Consider the following 14128-nt stretch of genomic DNA (forward strand, 5'->3'; position numbering starts at 1 on the left):
CCGTGAGTAGGCGCAACGAGTCGATCCGTCCTTCCGGAGCCGCGTCTTGCAGGCGAACCTGATGCCGGCATGGTCGACGATCGTCGTGATGGGCGTTTCCGGCAGCGGCAAGAGCCATGTCGGCGCGGCGCTGGCGCGTACGTGCGGCATGGACTTCGTGGAAGGCGACGGACTGCATCCCGCGGCGAACATCGCGAAGATGAGCGCCGGCATACCGCTGGACGACGCGGATCGCCAGCCATGGCTCGAGGCGGTCGCCGCGGCGATCGCGAGGCACCGCGGGCAGGGCGTGGTGCTCGCCTGCTCCGCGTTGCGCCGCGCGTACCGCGATGTGCTGCGTGGGGCAGACCCGGCATTGCGGCTGCTCTATCTGCGCGTGCCGCACGACGAACTCGCGCGCCGCCTGCGCGAGCGGAAGCATTTCATGCCGGCGAGCCTGCTCGACAGCCAACTGGCGACGCTGGAGGAACCCGCCGCGGACGAGCGTGCGGTCGTGCTGGATGCCGGTGCCGACCTGGCCGCCACGGTCGCCGTGGCCAGGCAGGCGCTGTCGATGCCGGCGCGGCCGGGCCGAGGCTGAGAGCCTTTCCAACCCCTTGTCGAGTTCGGACCTGGCCGTCCGTCGTGACGGCAAGACCGGAATGGAGATACCCGATGGCGAAGCTCGTGTTCGAAAGGAACCAGTCCCTGGATGGCTACGTCGACCACCAGGCGTTCGGGCCTCCCGATCCGTCGCTCTTTCGTCACTTCACGGAGCGGGTACGCGACCTGGCGGGCATGGTGTACGGCCGCGCCATGTACGAGGTCATGCGTTACTGGGACGATGACCTTCCGGATTGGGACGCAGCGGAACGCGAGTACGCGGTGGCATGGCGCAACCAGCCGAAATGGGTCGTGTCGCGCACCCTGAAATCGGTCGGCCCGAACGCCACCCTGGTCGCCGATGACATCGAGGCGGCGTTGCGGAAACTGAAGGGCGAACTCGCCGGCGAAATCGAAGTCGCCGGACCGGGCCTGGCGCAAAGCGTGGCCGAGCTTGGCCTCATCGACGAATACCGGATCTACCTCCACCCCGTCGTGCTGGGTCGCGGCAAGCCGTTCTTCGCGGGCCCGCGACCGCGGCTGCGCCTCGTGGCCAGCGATTTGATCGTCGAGGACGTGATCAGGTTGACCTACGTTCCTGCCTGATGGCGCGATGCGAGCGGTGCCGGCGCGTCGCGATGCGCCTCACAGTGCGGGATCGGTCACGCAGGGTTGCGGCACGCCGGTCGGCGACGCATCCGCAGCCCAGGCAGCTGCTGCCAGTGTCAGCTTGCCTTCACCCTGGAACGACAACGCCGAATGCCCCAGCCGCAACTGGTAGTCGCCGGCCGGTTGCTGCCAGCGCTGGCTCTTGCCGTCGAAGTCCACCAGCAGGCGCGGGTCGGCGTTGACGGTGAGGTGCGCGGATTGGCCGGGCTTCAGGCTGACGCGGCACCAGCCGGCCAGTCGCCGCACCCGGTTGGAACCGGGCAGGGTGACGTAGAGCTGCGGCACGTCCACGCCCGCGCGAGAACCGCGGTTGGTCACGGTGAACGAAGCGGTGACCTTGCCGTTCGCCACCTGCGGCGCAAAACCGCTGTAGTCGAAGTGCGTGTAGGTCAGCCCGTAGCCGAACGGGAACAGCGGTTCGAGGTGCTGGCGCTGGTACCAGCGGTAGCCCACGTCGGCGCCTTCGATGTTGTAGTCCACTTCCTGCGCCGGTTGGCCTTGCGGCGTCAGGCCGATGGAAGCCAGGCCTGCGCCGGGGATGGTCGGGCGCGGCAGCTGCGATTCGCTGCGCGGCCAGGTCACCGGCAGGCGACCGGACGGATCGACTTCGCCGTACAGCAGCCGCGCGATCGCCTCGCCGCCGGCCGCGCCGGGGTACCACGCTTCCAGCACGGCGCCGACCCGATCCAGCCACGGCATAGCGACCGGGCCGTTGTTCTCCAGCACCACGATGGTGTGCGGATTGGCCTTGGCCACCGCCGCCACCAGCGCGTCCTGGTTACCGGGCAGGGCGACGTGCGGCACGTCGAAACTTTCCGCCGCCCACTGCTCGACGAACACCACGGCGACCTTCGATTGCGCGGCCAGCTTCGCGGCGGCGGCGATGTCCTCGCCGCTGGCATAGCTCACCGTGCCGTGCGCGCGTTGCCGGATGGCGGCCAGCGGTGCGGACGGCTGGTAGATGCGCGGGCCTGGCCAGTCCGTGGGCGCCAGGCCGGGCACTGCGTTGCCTAGCGGCGACTGCACCGCCGAGGAACCGCCGCCGGTCAGCACGCCCTTGTCGGCATGGCCGCCGATCACCGCCACGGACTGCGCGGCGGACAGCGGCAGCAGCGCATCCTGGTTGCGCAGCAGCACCGCGCCGGCTTCCTCGGCACGCTGCGCCACCTTGCGGTCGGCGGCGAAATCGATCGTCGACTGCGTGGCCGGATGGTCCATCACACCGGCCGCGAACAGGCTGCGCAGGATGCGCCGCGCCATGTCGTCGAGGCGCGACTGCGGCACCTCGCCGGACGCCACCGCGGCACGCAGCGGCTGGTCGAAGTACACCTGCTTGTCGAAGGTCTCGCCGGCGGATTCCTGGTCCAGCCCGGCCAGCGCGGATTTCGCGCCGCTGTGCACCGCGCCCCAGTCCGACATCACGAAGCCGGGGTAGTGCCAGTCGTGCTTCAGCACCTGGTTGAGCAGCCAGTCGTTCTCACACGCGTAGACGCTGTTGATGCGGTTGTAGGAGCACATCACCGAGCCGGGCTTGCCGGTGGCGATGGCGATCTCGAACGCGAGCAGGTCGGACTCGCGCGCGGCGGCGCGGTCGATGTTCGCGCTCAGCGTGGTGCGGTCGGTTTCCAGGTCGTTGAGCGCGTAGTGCTTGATGGTGGAGACGAGGTGCTGGCTCTGGATGCCGGCGATGGCGTTGCCGACGATCACGCCGGCCAGCAGCGGGTCCTCGCCCGCGTATTCGAAATTACGGCCGTTGCGCGGATCGCGCACCAGGTCCACGCCGCCGGCCAGCATCACGTTGAAGCCGCGTCGATGCGCTTCGCCGCCTATCATCGCGCCGCCGGCGTAAGCCACCGCCGGATCGAAACTGGCCGCGGTGGCGAGGCCCGAGGGCAGGGCGGTGGCGCCGAGCTTGTGCGGCTTGGCCACGCCCAGGCCCGCGTCGCTTTCCTGGATGGCCGGCAGTCCCAGCCGCGCGATCGCCGGGCCGTAGCCGGCGGAACCCAGCGCACCCGGCGCCATCACGTGGCCGTTCTCGGTGTCGCCGAAATCGACGCGGATCAGGCGGAATTTCTCGTCCTGCGTCATCGCCTTCAGCACCAGCTCGGCGCGTTGGTCGGGCGACAGCTTCGGGTTCATCCACGGGCGTGCATTGCCGCTCGCGTTCGCGGTTGCGCATGTGCCGCCGAATGCCAGCAGGGCCATACCGATGAAGGAAGCTATGCGGGTCTTGTGAAGTGCCATGACGTTCTCTTCGTTTTTGCAAGACATGTGGGAAGCATGCGCATCGCGGGTGCGCGATGGCAAGCTCATGATTTCGGCAGGTACGGATTGCGGTTCGACGCGGCGATCACGGCCCAGGCCGTCGCGGCGAGGCATGGCCGGTGGTAGTACCAGGCGTACAACGCCACGACGCGCGGCTGGGGCGTGGCGTACAGGAACCCGTCCGGCGAGGCCTGTTGCGCGATCGACGCGAACAGCACGTCGGCCCTGGCTTCGTTGCCGACCCATCGCCAAGCGAGCGCGGCCTGCGCGGTGCCTTCGGTCCACATGCCGTCACGGGCGTCGGTGAAGGCGAAGCCGCCCTTGACCGCATGCATGCGCTCGACCCAGTCCAGCGCACGCCGCCAGGCTTTCGGCGCGTCCGGCAGGAGCTGCGCCCAGAGCTGCACGTCGAGCGCGGACGGCGAGCGCAGCGGCGTCACGCCGTCGCCCTCGGTGCCCGTCCAGAAATGCCCACTCGCGGCATCCCACTGCACCGCGACGAAATCGCGGGCGCGCCGTGCCTGCGCGTCCCAGTCGCCGCCCGGTGCGGAGATCCGGGCCAGCCATTCGAACATCGCGGCCAGGTCGATGTTGTGTTCGGTCGATTTCCACGATGCCTTGCGCGGCACCAGCAGGTAGGACTCGACGCCGCCATGGAAGCCGGCCGCGCCGTGCGCGTCCGAGGCATGGGCGACGACCCAGTCGGCGAGATGCACGGCGGCATCGCGCCAGCGCGTCTCGCCGGTGGCGCCATGCAGCGCCAGCAGCGCCAGTGCGGTCCACGCGACGTTCCCGCACGAGGTGCCGTCCTGGTATGCGCCGGAATACTCGTGCGCGGCATCGACCCATTGCTTCCGCTGCGCATCCCGCCAGCCGTTCGGCAACAGCTTGTCGCCTTCGACGGCGCCGGCGCGATACGCATCGCGCAGACGCGTGTCGTGCATGGCCGCGCGCCGCAATGCCTCGCCGATGCGCTCCGCCTGCGGTCGCTTGTGGCATGCGAGAAGGGCGATGACGGCGAGCGCGTTGTCGTAGGTGAATGCCGCCGAGTGCAGCGGCGGCAGGTCGGGCGCGCCTTGTCCGCGCCGGCTGTCGTAGCTGCGCAGCAGCAGCGGAGCGTTGCCCGGCACTGCATCGACGCGCGCGGCGATGGCATCGCAGCCGGCGCGTGCGAGGGCCGCGACGCGGGGCGCCACGGAAGCCGCGGTCGTCGTCGCCGCCGCATGCACTGGCGACGCCGCGCACGCGGTGGACAGCAGGCAGGCGAACAAGGCCGCCATTCCCGCTCGACCAGCCTTCGGCCGTTGTGAAGCGTCTCGCGGGATGGCGGCAATCGGGGAGATCGTCGAGCTGCCGTTCCATTCCGCCATGGCACGTGGTCCGGCATGCGCCATGGCGGGAGCCTGTTGCACGCGCCCGGTCAGAAGTCCGCGCGCAGGCTGAGGTTGTAGCGGGTGTCGTCGCGGAAGAAACCCTTGGGCACGGACAAGCCGTCGGTATTGACGATCTCGCGGGTCTTGAACGTCGAGTTCAGCAGGTTGGCCACCTGCAGCGCCACCTTGACGTGATCGTTGAGCGCGTAGATCAGCGAGCCGTCCAGCCGGCCCTGGGAGTCGGCCATGACCGGCAGGAACGGATAGTCCGCCTCCTGGCCCGAGATCAGGAACTGCGAGCGCCAGTTCCAGGCCAGTCGCGCCGACAGCGGGCCCTTCTCGTAGTAGACGGTGAAGTTGAAGGTGTCGCGGGACAGCTCGGACGGCGGCAGCTTCAACTGGTTGATGCACTGCGTGGGCGCCACGTAGCCGGATGGGCAGTAGTTGACCGAGCCGAACCCCAGTCCGTGCGGCTTGATGTAGGTGTAGTTCATCGACGTGCCGAAACCGGACAGCCAGCCGGGCAGGAAGTCGTACTTCTGCTGGTAGGCCAGTTCCGCACCGCCCACGCTGCCCTTCTGGTTCAGGTTGGCCAGGCCCGCCGTGTACTGCTCCGGATAGGTCACGCCGTTGTTCGTCACCGTGGTGTCGACGACACTGGTGATGTACTGGATGGTGTGGTTCAACTGCTTCCAGAACAGCATTCCGGTCAGCGAGCCAGCGTTGCCGAAGTACCACTCCTGGCTCAGGTCGAAATTGTGCGCGGTGATCGGCTTCAGGTAGGGGTTGCTGCCACTGTAGCCGTTGCCCACCGTGGGCTCGGTGCTGCCGTTGGTGCCGTAGGGCAGCAGGCCGCCGACCGACTGTCCTGCCTGCAACTGCACGAGCGACGGCCGGTAGACCGACTCCGAGAACGCGAAGCGGGTGATCAGGTCGTCGGTCCAGCCAACGGCGAGGTTGAAGCTGGGCAGCCAGTTGCCGTAGGCATTCCTGGCCGTGATCGGGGTGAACGCGCCGTTGGCGAAGGCCATGTATTGCTGCTGCTGCGCGGGCGTCAGCGCGCAGAACGTGCCCGGCTGGGGCGCCGGGCCGCTGGCGCCGGAGTTGCAGTACTGCGCGATGGTCTGGCCGTTGAGGGTCTGCGCCATGTTCGGCAGGATCAGGTAGCCGGTGGCGGCGTCCTGGGTATGCACGTAGCGCAGGCCCACGTTGCCGCTGATCTGCAGGCCGCTGAGGAAATCCATGTTGCTGTTGCCGAAATTCAGCCGCACGTAAGTGGCGTTGGTCTTCTCGTCGTTGGCGGCGACTTCCTGCGGCAGGTAATACGTGCCCGGCACGAACACGTCGCCCGCGACGTGCTGCTCGCGGTCGTAGTTCGTGTAGTACGAGCCGACGGCGCCAGGCGTCGTGGCCAGCCACTGCTGGTTGATCTGCTTGATGGCGGCGACGGACTGCGAGAACTGGGTGAGCGGATTCAGGTTGAAGAACGGCGCGACGATGCCGAAATCGCCGCCGCCGAAGGCCGGCAGGTCGACGTGGTATGGCGCAACGTCATTGGGCGTGTCGGCGGCGGTGATCGGGGTCACGCCGGGACTGGGCGTGCTGATCGGCACGTAGTTGAATGCCGAGCTGCGCACCGTTTCGCCCTGGTCGCTGTGGCGGAAGCCGAACTGGATGTCATCCAGCGGGCCCTTGTCCACGTCGAAGCTGCCGTCCAGGCGGAAGGCGCGCTGGTTGCCCCAGGAGTAGCGCTGGCTGTCCTGCGCTGCCGCCCAGTAGGTATTGGCGGGATTGGCGAAGTACTGCGCCGTCGTTTCGTTCGGATCCGGCGACAGCAACTGCACCGTGGGCACGTTGTCGCCATGCGTGGCAAGGTACCAGTTGGCGTTGGTCAGCTGGCGGATGTAGTAGTAGGCGTACCGGTACTGCGAGTGCGTATCCTGCGCGTCGAGGCTCAGGTGCAGCCTGTCGCTGGCGTTCCACTTCAGGTTGAAGCTGTAGTCGTTGGTTACGTAGCGATTCTTGTAACCCGTGCTGTCGAGCTGGGTCGGCAGGCCGCCGTACCGCGACGGGTAGACGTAGTCGCTCGGTAGCGCGGTGACGATGCCCGACTGGAACACGCCACGGGAGTCGAACGCCGGCGTCGTGCCTGCCAGCGGGATGTCGCACTGGTTCGGATCGGACCAGGCGCAGCCGTCGGTCGAGGCCTGCAAGGTGTGCTCGTAGGTGGTCTCGGTGTCCGAGGCGCGGTCCCATTCCAGTGTGGCCTGCCAGGTCTTGTCCGGGCTTTCCCATTGCGCCGAGAGCACGTGGCCGAAGCGGGTGCTGGTTTCATGCTGGGTGCGCAAGTCGGCGCCGATCGGCAGGTAGGCGTAGGGACCATCCGTGCCCGCCGGCAGGCCGGGGTAGTTGTCGACACGGCTGCCCGGCAGCGTGCAGCCGTTGCAGCGCCGCTGGAAATCGACCAGCGAGATCGCATTGTCGGCCTGGTCGATGCGGTCATAGGCCACGTTGGCCAGCACGCCGAAGCGGCCGATGTCGGTATCCCAGGTGTGGCTGAGCAGGCCTGCGATCTGCGGCGTGCCGTGCTTGTCCAGGCTGCCCCAGTAGTCGCCAACGGTGAAGGAGGCCTGGGTGGCCTTGTTGCTGTCGAAGGGCTTGCGGGTGCGCAGGTCGATCGAACCGGCGATGCCGCCTTCGATCATGTCCGCCGTCTGGTTCTTGCTCACCACCACCGAGCCGATCAGCTCGGGGGATACCGTCGAGAAGTTGAGCCCCTGGCCGCCGCCGGCGGAGAACACCGTGCGGCCGTTGAACAGCGTGCTGGTGTACGGAAGGCCCTGCAGGCTGATGTCCGAACCCTGGATCGAGAAATGGTCAGGGTCGGCGGCGACGCCGAACGCGCTGACGGCCACGCCCGGCACGCGCTGCAAGGCCTCGGTCACCGACAGGTCGGGCAGCGAGCCGGCGTCCTGCGCCGAGATCGCATCGACCACGGTGTCGGCGTAGCGCTTGATGTCCTGCGCACGGTTCAGGCTGGACGAGAAGCCGTTGACGGTCATGCCGGTGAGCTGCTTCGCCTCCTTCTCGTTCGCGGTCGTGGAGGCATTCTTCTTTTTCGCCGCGGCCTTCGAATCCTTGTTGGTGGCCGGTGCGGTTTGCGTGGCCTGGTCGGTGTCCTGTGGCGCGGGCTGCGCGGCTTGTGCATGCGATGGCCCGGCCGCGAACAACGTCATCGCGATCGCAAAAGGCAGCAGGCGCAGCTGGTCGGCGTTGCGCGCATGCGGATGCATGGATGGCTTCTTCACTTCGGTATCTCCCCAGTGTCGAGTGAGTGCCCGGTCGACGCGACCCTTCTCCCCTGCGTCGCGGGCTCTTGCGCCATCGCACGCTAGTCAAATGTACAAGCGCTGTCAATAGAAAATACCAGCGCTGGTACTTTTGAGTGGAATGGCCGGGATGCGGATGGTTGCGCGCCTTCCGCTTGGGGTAGCATGGGCGCTGCAAGCCATACGGGGGCCGGATCTGCACATGCCTGCGAGAATCGAAGACGTCGCTGCGCATGCCGGCGTGTCCACCAAGACGGTGTCCCGCGTGCTCAACGGCTATGCGAGCGTGCGCGCCAAGCTGCGCACGCGGATCGAAGCCTCGATCCGCGCGCTCAACTACGTGCCGAACGCGTCCGCACGCAGCCTGGCGGGGAACCGCTCGTACCTGGTCGCGCTGCTGTACGACAACCCGATGGCCGGCTCCAGCTACACCATGGAGGTGATCGTGGGCGTGCTGCAGGCGTGCAAGGGGACGCCGTACAACGCGGTGCTGCACCCCTTCGACGCGGCGGACGACCTGGCCGCGCGGATCGACGGCTTCGTGGCGACGCACCGGCCGGACGCGCTGGTGCTGGTGCCGCCGCATGCAAACAATGCCGAGTTGCTGCAGCGACTCGACGAGCTGGACATTCCGTACTCGACGATTTCCTCCCGGTTGCGCCAGTCGCGCATCGACGTCGGCTTCGACGAGCGCAGGGCGGCGGCCGAGATCGTCGAGCACCTGGTCTCGCTCGGGCATCGGCGGATAGGCCACATCGCCGGGCTGAAGGGGCACGGTGCGCGCACCTGGCGGCTCAGTGGCTATCGCGACGCGTTGCGCAAGGCCGGCATCGCGTACGACGAGTCGCTGGTGGTGGACGGGGATTTCGCTTTCGCGTCGGGCGTGGCCGGCGCCAGGACGCTGCTCGACCGGCGGCGCCCCCCCACGGCGATCTTCGCCGCAAACGACGACATGGCTTGCGGCGCGATGCGCGAGGCCTACGAACGCGGGCTGGCGATTCCCGGCGACCTGTCGGTATGCGGCTTCGACGGCACGCCGGTATCGCAGCTGGTGTCGCCCGGCCTGACCACGGTGCACCAGCCGTGCCGCGAGCTCGGTTGCCTGGCCGTCCAGAACGTATTGCAGTCGATCCGCGAGTCCGCCGTGCCCCAGCAGTCGCGCGTGCCTTACCAGGTGCATCTGCGCGCATCCACGGCCGCGCCCGGGAAACCGTAGTATTCGCCCTGTGCCGGCGCCGGGTTCGCCGAGAGCCCGGCGCGCGGACCCACGGGGCGGAGACGGTGATCGACGACAAGGCTGAAGCTGCGATGCGCGGGCTTCCCGTGCCGGCCGGTGCGCACGCGGGTGCGGCGCCGCACCTGCGCCGCGCCGGCTGGCCGTTCATCGTGATTTACGGCATGGCCTACACGGGCCTGTGGATGGCGCTGCTTCCGCCCATCCTGCTGGGTCTGGCGATGCGCGTGCGCGTGATCGCGCCGGCGCACGCGACCGGCAGCCTGTCGCTGGTGGTGGGCGTGGGCGCGCTGATGGCGCTGTTCGGCAACCCGTTCTTCGGCCGCCTGTCGGATCGCACGACTTCGCGCTTCGGCATGCGCCGGCCCTGGCTGGTCGCCGGCGCCCTGGGGGGAGCGGCGGGGCTGGCGATGATCGCGACGGCCGCGTCGGTTCCGCAGCTCCTGCTGGGCTGGTGCGTCACGCAGCTTGCCTGCAACGCGCAACTGGCCGCGCTGGCGGCGATCCTCGCCGACCAGATCCCGGCGTCGCAGCGCGGCACGGTGTCCGGCATCGTGAACATCAGCCTGCCGCTGGGCATGACCGGGGGCACCTTCCTGGTGGAGGCCCTCGCGGATTCCACGCTCGCGATGTTCCTGGTGCCGGCGGCGATTGCACTGGCTGCGGCGCTACTGCTGGCCTGGGTGCTGCCCGATCATCGATTGGTCGTGGCCCGGCGGCCACGCTACGGGTGGCGCGAGTTCCTGGGCAGCTTCTGGATCAATCCGCTGCGTTTCCCCGATTTCTCCTGGGCCTGGAGCAGCCGTTTCCTGCTTTACGCCGGGGTCTCGCTGCTGATGACCTACCAGGAGTTCTACCTGATCGGCCAGCTGGGCTGCGCGCCCGCCGAGGTGCCGCGCCGGATCTTCCTGTCCACCCTGGTGCAGTCCTGCGCGGTGGCGGTCTCCAGTGTGCTGGGCGGCGGCTTGTCCGATGCCCTCGGGCGACGCAAGGTCTTCGTGTCCGGCGCCGCACTGCTCTATGCGCTGGCCCTGCTGGCGATCGCCTTCGCCGCCTCGTATCCCTGGTTCCTCGCGGCGATGGCGCTTGCCGGCGTCGCGCAGGGCGTGTACCTGGCGGCCGACCTCGCGCTGGTGACCGACGTGCTGCCGGAGCGCGAAACCCATGCAGCGAGGAACCTGGGCATCTTCAATATCGCCAGCGTGCTGCCGCAGTCGTTGATGCCGGCGATCGCCCCGGGCATCCTGTCCGCGAGCGGCGGAAGTTATGCGGTCCTGTTCGTCGTGGCGGCAATCCTGGTCGCGCTGGGCGCCTGGGCCATCCTGCCGGTGCGCGGGGTGCGCTGAGGATATTCCTCGCCATCTCCGGGCCGCCGGTCGCGCGGGGCCGTCGTCGATTCACTGCACCAGGCGCAGCGCGCGACCGGCTTCGACCGGCATCGCGTGGACGCGCTGCCGGTCGACAAGCTGCCGCGGATCATGCGGCGACGCGGCTACCGGGCTTCGCGCACGCCGCCTGAGCCGGCGGCCTGCTCCGCAATCTCCCGCAACGCGCGTTCGAACACTTCCGGCGGCTGTCCGCCCGAGATCAGATGCGTGCCGTTGACGATGGTGGCCGGCACGGAATGGATGCCGGCCTGCTGGAAGCGCCGTTCCTGCGCGCGCACTTCGTCGGCGTACTCGCCGCTGTCCAGCACGCGGCGCGCTTCGCCGGCATCGAGGCCGGTATCTCCGGCGATGCGAACGAGCACGTCGGGGTCGGAAACGTTCTCGCCGTCGCTGAAGTAAGCGCGCAGCAGCGCCTGCTTCAGCGCCAGTGCGCGAGCATCGTCCCGCAGTGCGGCCCAGTGCAGCAGCCGGTGCGCGTCGAAGGTGTTCCAGACGCGGCTGCCGCGGTGCACGTTGTAGGCGAAGCCGAGCGCCGCGGCACGCTCGCGGATCGCCGCGCGGTTGGCGTCCATCCGCGCCTCGTCGATGCCGTACTTGCGCATGATGTGCTCGCCGGCATCCTCGCCTGCGGCCGCCATCTGCGGGTTCAGTTCGAACGGCTGCAGGTGGATGTCCGCGCGCACCGCGCCGTCGAGCTGCGCCAGCGCCTGCTGCAGGCTGGCGAGCCCGACCGCGCACCACGGACAGGCGACGTCGGAGACGAAATCGATGCGGAGCGGGGTGGGGGAGGTCATGGGCGATCCAGTGCGGGTTCGGATGCCCCTGATGTGGAGGCGGCAGCGTCCATCTCAATCGCACGGTGCAAGCGCAGGTCTCCGGCCTCGAACGACCCGTCCCGCACTTCGCCTTTGGCTCCTTTAGTCCCTTCCTCTGGTCCCGACCGTATCGCTCCAGGGCAAAACTGTGGAAGACTTGGTAGAGCGAAGCCAGATGGCCCTGACTGTCGCCTTCCAGGGTTCCTGGTAGCCGTGATGTCACAAACAGGGGGAGGGCATATGTTCTACCGACGGCCGACCGGGTTTGCCCGGAGCAAGGCAACCGCTTTTTGTTCAGTACGACGACTGGCCATGGTGATGGCGGTCCTGCTTGCGGGGAGTGGTCAAGCGCAGGCCGCTGCGTCTCACTACAGCCTCTTTGCGCAATTCCCGCCGGCCAATGGCGCCGGCACGGCCATGAGAGGCCCGCAGGTCATCATTCTTGGATCGGACGGACTTATCTATGGCATGTCCACTGCCGGAGGCTACTACGGCGTCGGTGGTTTTTTTTCCGTCAGGCCCAACGGCATCGCCGACTCGCAAATTGACTATGGCAGTACTGCTGACAGCAGCATTGGCGGGATGCTGCCGCCCTCATTGCCGGCCAACAATTTCACTCCCTTCGCTCTAATGCCTAATGGCAGCATCTTGAGTGTCACCAACACGGGTGGTTACTACGGAAGCGCCTTTGGAACCCCTTCAGGTGTGCTTTACGCATATATGGGGAACGGTGCCTACGGTAAATTTCATACGTTTTATCGGAGCACAGGCGAGGTCACTCAGCCCCAAAGTATTGCCGTGGGGAGCGATGGCAGTGCGTACGGACTTGCACTCGGGGGCACCTGGTCCGGCGGTACGCTCACCAGCAACTCCAACCTGTTCCGGTTCGCCCCGGTTAGCTGGAATGGTGTGGTGACCAACCTTTTCAGCTTCCAGGACTACAGCCCCACCAACTTCGTACTGGGCACGAATGACAACATGTATGTCACTCTGCCAAAAGGCGTCCTCTTGCCCGGAGCCAGCACGCGATCCACCGGCGATGTGGTCTACAAGGTGACGAAGGACGGCGCGGGCAGCGTCGTCCACGTGCTCGATCCTGCCACCGAAGGTCAGGGGATCGACGAACTCGTGGGTGATGGTCAAGGCAATCTGTACGGTGCAGCCCTGACTGGGGGAGGGCTCGGCAATGGCGACGGAACAGTCTTCAAGATCGACGCCACGGGTGGGTTTTCGGTACTGCATCGTTTCAGCAGCTTTGTCGGCGCCAGCCAGCAAGGGTTCTGGCCCAATTCGCTGGTAGCCGGTTCCGATGGCAATGTCTACGGCATGACGCGCCTTGGTGGAGCACCATCTGCTCCCAATGGAACCTTTTTCCGAATCACGCCCTCCGGCGTCTATTCGGTGCTGCATGTGTTCGGGGATTCACAGGTCGAAGGCGGCAACGCGCGCTCGCTGATCCAGGCCGGGCCAAGGAGCTTTTACGGCGTAGTCGACGGAGGGCCCACCTCGTCAGGCGCGATCTTCAAACTGGTCGTGCCCATCCAGGACGATGTTTACGGCGTCGGTGAATCTTCCCTTCTCATGAGTGGTCCGGGAGCGTTAAGTGTCGGCACCACCGCCAACATCGGCGCACCGATCCCGATTGCCAATGGTTACTACCTTGCGGCCGTCGGCGACCTGGATGGCGACGGCATCGCCGATCTGGTCTGGACCAGTCAGAACCATGACCTCTATGTCTGGTTTGGGGGCGTCAACGGCTTCCAACCCAGATATGCAGGCACTTATCCGTCAGGGTGGACTCTCGTGGGGGCGGGGGACATCAACGGCGATGGCAAGGACGACTTGATCTGGATGAATGACCAGACGCATCAGATGGCGTACTGGCTGATGGACGGTGCCAACCGGATCGGGTCGCGCATCTTCGACATCACGCCGGGCTATCATCCAGTCGCGTTGGGTGATTTTGATGGAAACGGCAAGCTGGACATCATGTGGACGAGCGCCAAGAATGATTTGTACGTCTGGTTGGGTGATGGAGCAGGGTTTTCATCGAGGTACATAACGACCTACCCGGCGGGTTGGCGTATCAGTGGTCGAGGCGATCTCGATGGCGATGGCCGTGACGACCTCATCTGGTCCACCGCCGACAACAAGCACTGGGGCTATTGGTTGATGAATGGGGCATCCATCACCAAGAGCGTCAGCTTTGCCGTCCCGGCCGAACTGAACGGTTATGCCATTGCAGCGACCTCCGACTACAACGGTGATGGCTTGGCCGACCTTGTCTGGACGAACGGGTTGAATGCCGTTTCCTGGTCGAACCAGGGACAGTGCTCTGCGATCGCGAGCTGCACCTTCTCCGCGGGCACCACGCTGCAAGTTCCGTTCAATCAGACCATCTTCAATAGCGGCATTCCACGAGCGTCGCAGTGACGCCATAAGAGTTGGCCATTCAGGAGAACAGGATGGGCGA

9 protein-coding genes are annotated in these 14128 nt (G+C 66.9%); 5 read left to right on the forward strand and 4 right to left on the reverse strand.

Features of this window, described 5'->3' with window-relative positions; translation table 11 throughout:
* Positions 1–46: 46 nt before the first annotated feature.
* Together B0E52_RS12305 and B0E52_RS12310 are read left to right on the forward strand one after the other, a co-directional pair.
* Positions 47–580: a gluconokinase gene (locus B0E52_RS12305; protein WP_254426786.1), complete on the forward strand. Its 534-nt coding sequence runs from the start codon at positions 47–49 to the stop codon at positions 578–580.
* A 74-nt stretch (positions 581–654) separates the two neighbouring features.
* On the forward strand, positions 655–1188 hold the full coding sequence (locus B0E52_RS12310) for a dihydrofolate reductase family protein (protein ID WP_077484155.1): 534 nt from the start codon (positions 655–657) through the stop codon (positions 1186–1188).
* A gap of 39 nt (positions 1189–1227) precedes the next feature.
* Here B0E52_RS12310 and B0E52_RS12315 read toward each other — a convergent pair whose 3' ends face one another.
* The 3 genes from B0E52_RS12315 to B0E52_RS12325 all read right to left on the reverse strand — a co-directional run bounded on the left by B0E52_RS12315 (position 1228) and on the right by B0E52_RS12325 (position 8197).
* Entirely contained in the window at positions 1228–3390 is a 2163-nt protein-coding gene (locus B0E52_RS12315) for a glycoside hydrolase family 3 C-terminal domain-containing protein (protein WP_343124506.1), read from the reverse strand.
* Positions 3391–3560: 170 nt separating this feature from the next.
* A complete protein-coding gene (locus B0E52_RS12320) occupies positions 3561–4910 on the reverse strand; it encodes a hypothetical protein (protein ID WP_254426787.1) in 1350 nt (449 codons plus the stop codon).
* A gap of 26 nt (positions 4911–4936) precedes the next feature.
* Positions 4937–8197 (reverse strand): TonB-dependent receptor, encoded by a 3261-nt coding sequence (locus B0E52_RS12325; RefSeq protein WP_254426788.1) that lies wholly within the window; start codon positions 8195–8197, stop codon positions 4937–4939.
* A 223-nt stretch (positions 8198–8420) separates the two neighbouring features.
* On the opposite strand from B0E52_RS12325, the gene B0E52_RS12330 reads away from it, so the two are divergent.
* The gene (locus B0E52_RS12330) at positions 8421–9434 is read left to right on the forward strand and encodes a LacI family DNA-binding transcriptional regulator (protein ID WP_077484161.1); all 1014 of its coding nucleotides are present in this window, start codon (positions 8421–8423) and stop codon (positions 9432–9434) included.
* Positions 9435–9526: 92 nt separating this feature from the next.
* Positions 9527–10798 carry an MFS transporter gene (locus B0E52_RS12335; RefSeq protein ID WP_254426789.1) on the forward strand — a complete coding sequence of 424 codons (1272 nt, stop codon included), beginning with the start codon at positions 9527–9529 and terminating at the stop codon, positions 10796–10798.
* A gap of 146 nt (positions 10799–10944) precedes the next feature.
* Here B0E52_RS12335 and B0E52_RS12340 read toward each other — a convergent pair whose 3' ends face one another.
* On the reverse strand, positions 10945–11634 hold the full coding sequence (locus tag B0E52_RS12340; RefSeq protein ID WP_077484165.1) for a DsbA family oxidoreductase: 690 nt from the start codon (positions 11632–11634) through the stop codon (positions 10945–10947).
* A 261-nt stretch (positions 11635–11895) separates the two neighbouring features.
* Here B0E52_RS12340 and B0E52_RS12345 point away from each other — a divergent pair, with 261 nt between their 5' ends.
* The gene (locus tag B0E52_RS12345; RefSeq protein ID WP_168174188.1) at positions 11896–14088 is read left to right on the forward strand and encodes a choice-of-anchor tandem repeat GloVer-containing protein; all 2193 of its coding nucleotides are present in this window, start codon (positions 11896–11898) and stop codon (positions 14086–14088) included.
* The last annotated feature ends 40 nt before the right edge of the window (positions 14089–14128 follow it).

This window comes from Rhodanobacter sp. C06 (genome assembly GCF_002001105.1).
Classification (GTDB): Bacteria; Pseudomonadota; Gammaproteobacteria; order Xanthomonadales; family Rhodanobacteraceae; genus Rhodanobacter_A.

Excerpts from the sequence above, each read along its gene's own strand:
- B0E52_RS12310 (WP_077484155.1), top strand. The coding sequence starts at position 655 with ATGGCGAAGCTCGTGTTCGAAAGGAACCAGTCCCTGGATGGCTACGTC.
- B0E52_RS12315 (WP_343124506.1), bottom strand. The coding sequence starts at position 3,390 with ATGAACCCGAAGCTGTCGCCCGACCAACGCGCCGAGCTGGTGCTGAAG.
- B0E52_RS12320 (WP_254426787.1), bottom strand. The coding sequence starts at position 4,910 with ATGGCGCATGCCGGACCACGTGCCATGGCGGAATGGAACGGCAGCTCG.
- B0E52_RS12330 (WP_077484161.1), top strand. The coding sequence starts at position 8,421 with ATGCCTGCGAGAATCGAAGACGTCGCTGCGCATGCCGGCGTGTCCACC.
- B0E52_RS12335 (WP_254426789.1), top strand. The coding sequence starts at position 9,527 with ATGCGCGGGCTTCCCGTGCCGGCCGGTGCGCACGCGGGTGCGGCGCCG.
- B0E52_RS12340 (WP_077484165.1), bottom strand. The coding sequence starts at position 11,634 with ATGACCTCCCCCACCCCGCTCCGCATCGATTTCGTCTCCGACGTCGCC.
- B0E52_RS12345 (WP_168174188.1), top strand. The coding sequence starts at position 11,896 with ATGTTCTACCGACGGCCGACCGGGTTTGCCCGGAGCAAGGCAACCGCT.